The sequence below is a fragment of the Micromonospora sp. MH33 genome, from assembly GCF_003013775.1.
Lineage (GTDB): Bacteria > Actinomycetota > Actinomycetes > Mycobacteriales > Micromonosporaceae > Micromonospora > Micromonospora fulviviridis.
The window spans coordinates 1-4,245 of sequence record NZ_MUYZ01000415.1 but is presented as its reverse complement, the minus strand read 5'-3'; the positions used below and the strand labels follow the sequence as shown (position 1 = coordinate 4,245).

Below are 4,245 nucleotides of genomic sequence, written 5' to 3'. Positions count from 1 at the left end.
GGGGGTCCGGGCGGCGCTGGCCGCCGGGGCCCGCGCGCTGATCGTCACCAGCCGGGCCCAGAACCCCACCGGCGCCGCGGTCTCCGCCGGCCGGGCGGCCGAGCTGCGTACGCTCCTCGCCGGCCGCGCCGACCTGCTGCTGATCGAGGACGACCACGCCGCCGAGCTGGCCCGCGTACCCCTGCACCCGCTCGCCGGGGCGACCCCCGCGTGGGCCTTCGTCCGGTCGGTGAGCAAGCCCTACGGCCCGGACCTGCGGCTCGCGGTGCTCGCCGGCGACGAGGCCACCGTGGCCCGGGTGGCCGGCCGGGCCCGGGTCGGCGCCGGCTGGGTCTCCACCGTGCTGCAACGCCTCGTCCTGGCGCTCTGGCGCGACCCCGCCACCGCCGACCTCGTGCGCCGCGCGGGGGAGAGCTACGAGCGGCGGCGCGACGGTCTGGTCGACGCCCTCGCGGCGCGCGGGCTGGCCGCCCACGGCCGGACCGGGATCAACGTCTGGGTGCCGGTGCCGGACGAGACGGTCGCGGTCACCGCCCTGCGGGACGCCGGCTGGTCGGTGGCCCCCGGCGCGCTGAACCGGATCGCCGCCGCGCCCGGCGTGCGGATCACCGTCAGCCCGCTCGACGAGGCCGACCTCGGCCCGCTCGCCGACGCGGTGGCCCGCGCGGTCCGGCCGTCGCCCGCTGGCTTCACCACCTGAGCCGCCGCATGGCCGGGCTCCCGGCGGGTAACCGCGGCCGGGAGGTGGGTCGCATGGCTTCGAACAGGTCCCGGACCGGGCTCCGGATCGGCGTGGCGGTGGTCGTGATCATCCTGGTGATCATCGCGATCGCGCTGGCCTCGCGCGGCGGTGGCGGTGGCTCCGGATACTGACCCGGGCCCGGGCGCATCCGGCGTCGATGCCGAAACCGGTATATAAAGCAGGCATGGCCGAGACGGAGAGTGCCCCCGGAGCCCAGGAGTTCATCCCGCCGCAGGCGGACACCATCGACGAGCTGCGCGCCGCCGCGGCCGGCTGCCAGGGCTGCGAGCTCTACCGGGACGCCTCGCAGACGGTGTTCGGCCGGGGCGACGAGAGCGCCCGGGTGGTCCTCGTCGGGGAACAGCCCGGCGACCTGGAGGACCAGAAGGGGCTGCCGTTCGTCGGCCCGGCCGGCCGGCTGCTGCGCACGGCGGTGGACGACGCCGGCATCGACCCCGGCCACATCTACCTCACCAACGCCGTCAAGCACTTCCGCTTCGAACTGCGCGGCAAGCGGCGGATCCACCAGACGCCGGACCGGGTGCACATCACCGCCTGCCGGCCCTGGCTGGTGGCCGAGTTCGCCCGGCTCCAGCCGGAGATCGTGGTGGTGCTCGGCGCCACCGCCGCCAAGGCCCTGCTCGGCCCCACCTTCCGGGTGACGAAGCAGCGCGGCGAGCTGCTGCCCTGGCCGGCCGCCGCCCAGCACCCGGAGGACTTCGCCCGGGTCCCGGTGGACAGCGCCGGCAAGGTCGCCGACGCCCCGGCGGCCCGGCTGCTGGCCACCATCCACCCCTCCGCGGTGCTGCGCGCCGACAACCGGGACGTCGCGTACGACGGGCTCGTCAAGGACCTGACGGTGGCCGCCCGCGCGCTGCGCTAGTCGCGCCCCTGCCAGGTGCAGAGGCAGACCCGGTTGCCGTCGGAGTCGGCGAGCACCCAGAAGTGCGGCGCCGCCGCGTCACTGACCAGCGTCCCGCCGGCGGCGAGCGCGGCCTCGATCCGCGGGCGCACCTCCGCCGGGTCCACCCACACGTCGGGGTGCCAGCGCTGGCGGGGCTCGTCGCGGCCGGACTCCTGGAACCACACCGTGGGCAGCGCGCCGGCCGGATCGCGCACCTCGTCACCGAACCCGGGGCCGGCCAGGTGCTCCCCGGCCAGCACCGCCCGCCAGAACGGCAGCACGGCGGCGAAGTCCGGGCTGTCCAGGGCGAGTTCGAGCCGGGACACGCCGGTGTGCGCCGGTGACAGGCCGGCGTCGGCCGCGAGCGCGGAGATGGCCCGGGCCAGCCGGACGTCGCGGTCGGTGACCCCGCGTACGTCGTGCGACCAGAGCCGCACGTCGACGTGGGTGTAGCGCAGGTCCAGGTCGGGATGGTGGTCCCGCCGCTCGGCCTCGGCGCCGATGGCGTTCACCAGCGCCAGCCCGGCGGCGAAGTTGGGCGTACGGATGCGGGTCTGCAGGGCGCCGAGCAGGTAGGCCCACCCGTCCAGGGCGGCGTCGGCGATCTGCGTTCCGGTCAGCGTGCTCATCCCGCCATGCTGGCGTACCCCGGCGGACCGGGCCAGAGCCGGCCGGCGCCGCCCCTGGGCAGGGCGGGTGAGCGGTGCCAGACTGGCCGCCATGGAGCAGCATCTCTACGAGCCCGTCCACCAGGAGTTCCGGGACCTGTGCCGTCAGTTCCTCGCCCGGGAGGCCGTGCCGCACCACGACCGCTGGGAGGCCGACGGGATCGTCGACCGGGAGGTGTGGCGCACGGCGGGTGCGGCCGGGCTGCTCGGCATGGACGTGGACCCCGAGCACGGCGGCGGCGGGCAGCGGGACTTCCGGTTCAACGCGGTGCTCGACGAGGAGATCATCGCGGCCGGCTGCACCGGGCTGGGCTTCGGGCTGCACAACGACGTGGTGGCCCCGTACCTGACCGAGCTGACCACCGACGACCAGCGCAAGCGCTGGCTGCCGGGCTTCTGCTCCGGCGACCTGGTCACCGCCATCGCGATGAGCGAGCCCGGGGCGGGCAGCGACCTGGCCGGCATCCGCACGGGCGCGGTCCGCGACGGCGACAGCTGGGTGCTCAACGGCCAGAAGACGTTCATCACCAACGGCGAGCTGGCCGACCTCGTGGTGGTGGTCGCCAAGACCGCCCCCGACCAGGGCGCGCACGGGGTGAGCCTGATCGTGGTGGAGACCGGCACCCCCGGCTTCGGCCGGGGCCGGCGGCTGGCCAAGGTGGGCCTGAAGGCCAACGACACCGCCGAGCTGTTCTTCGACGACTGCCGGGTGCCGGCGGAGAACCTGATCGGCACCGAGAACCACGGCTTCTACCACCTGATGGCCAACCTGCCCCGCGAGCGGCTGAGCATCGCGGTGGCCGCGGTGGCGGCGGCGGAGAAGCTGCTCGCGCTCACCCTCGACTACGCCCGCTCGCGGGAGGCGTTCGGCCGGCCGATCGGGCGGTTCCAGCACAACCGGTTCCTCCTGGCCGAGCTGGACACCGAGGTCACCATCGCGCGGACCTTCGTCAACCACTGCGTGGCCGAGTACAACGCCGGCCGGCTCTCGGTGACCGACGCGGCGAAGGCCAAGTGGTGGACCACCGAGCTGCAGAACAAGGTCGCCGACCGCTGCGTGCAGCTGCACGGCGGCTACGGCTTCATGCTGGAGTACCCGGTGGCGAAGGCCTGGCTGGACAGCCGGGTGCAGACCATCTACGGCGGCACCACCGAGATCATGAAGGAGATCATCGGGCGGGGGCTCGGCCTCTAGCTGAACCGGGTGCCGGTGAACCGGTCGGGTGCGGGAGGATGGGTCACCCCTTACCCGAGGAGCATCCGTCATGGCCACCGACCTGACCACGCCGGCCCCGAGCCGGCTCGACGTCGCCCCGATCCAGCGGCGCACCGTCCGGCTGCTCTTCCTCACCCAGATCATCGGCGGCATCGGCGTCACCATCGGCATCTCGGTCGGCGCGCTGCTCGCCGCCCGGGTCGCCGGCACCGCCCTGGCCGGGGTGGCACAGAGCGCCGGGGTGGTCGGCGCCGCGCTGCTCGCCGTGCCGGTCACCCGGATCATGGCGGCCCGCGGGCGCCGGCCGGGGCTGGTCACCGCGTACCTGGTCGGGGCGGTCGGGGGCGTGCTCGTGGTGGTCTCCACCGTGGTGCACCTGGTGCCGCTGCTCTTCCTCGGCATGCTGCTCTTCGGCGGCGGGACCGCGGCCAACCTCCAGGCCCGCTACACGGCCGTGGACCTGGCCGAGCCGGCCCGCCGTGGGCGCCAGCTCTCGCTCGTGGTCTGGGCCACCACCATCGGCGCGGTGGCCGCGCCGAACTTCGCCGCGCTCGCCGACGCCACCACCCGGGGCTGGGGGCTGCCGGCGCTGGCCGGCCCGTTCGCCTTCAGCGCCGCCGCGTTCGTGCTGGCCGCCGTCGTACTGGCGGTGCTGCTCCGGCCGGACCCGCTGCTCACCGCGCGCCGGCTGGCGGCGGCCGAGACCCCGGCCGAC

General features: G+C 75.3%; 4 protein-coding genes and 1 pseudogene. 4 read left to right on the top strand and 1 reads right to left on the bottom strand.

From position 1 onward, the window contains the following. Both B0E53_RS33490 and B0E53_RS33485 read left to right on the top strand, forming a co-directional pair. The coding region (locus tag B0E53_RS33490; protein WP_146167880.1) for an aminotransferase class I/II-fold pyridoxal phosphate-dependent enzyme at positions 1-700 on the top strand (700 nt) is incomplete at its 5' end. Positions 701-926: 226 nt separating this feature from the next. After that, positions 927-1,625, top strand: a complete 699-nt coding sequence (locus tag B0E53_RS33485) for a UdgX family uracil-DNA binding protein (RefSeq protein ID WP_107079599.1) — start codon at positions 927-929, stop codon at positions 1,623-1,625. Here B0E53_RS33485 and B0E53_RS33480 read toward each other — a convergent pair. Next, complete coding sequence (locus B0E53_RS33480) at positions 1,622-2,275, bottom strand: 4a-hydroxytetrahydrobiopterin dehydratase (RefSeq protein ID WP_107079598.1); 654 nt, start codon at positions 2,273-2,275, stop codon at positions 1,622-1,624. The two genes, B0E53_RS33485 and B0E53_RS33480, sit on opposite strands and share 4 nt — an antisense overlap. A gap of 91 nt (positions 2,276-2,366) precedes the next feature. Here B0E53_RS33480 and B0E53_RS33475 point away from each other — a divergent pair, with 91 nt between their 5' ends. Together B0E53_RS33475 and B0E53_RS33470 are read left to right on the top strand one after the other, a co-directional pair. After that, entirely contained in the window at positions 2,367-3,509 is a 1,143-nt protein-coding gene (locus tag B0E53_RS33475; RefSeq protein ID WP_107079597.1) for an acyl-CoA dehydrogenase family protein, read from the top strand. A 70-nt stretch (positions 3,510-3,579) separates the two neighbouring features. Beyond that, positions 3,580-4,245: pseudogene (locus B0E53_RS33470) on the top strand (MFS transporter); the annotation flags it as partial.

Bases quoted from the DNA above. Each gene is read 5' to 3' on its own strand.
- B0E53_RS33485 (WP_107079599.1), top strand. From the start codon at position 927: ATGGCCGAGACGGAGAGTGCCCCCGGAGCCCAGGAGTTCATCCCGCCG.
- B0E53_RS33480 (WP_107079598.1), bottom strand. From the start codon at position 2,275: ATGAGCACGCTGACCGGAACGCAGATCGCCGACGCCGCCCTGGACGGG.
- B0E53_RS33475 (WP_107079597.1), top strand. From the start codon at position 2,367: ATGGAGCAGCATCTCTACGAGCCCGTCCACCAGGAGTTCCGGGACCTG.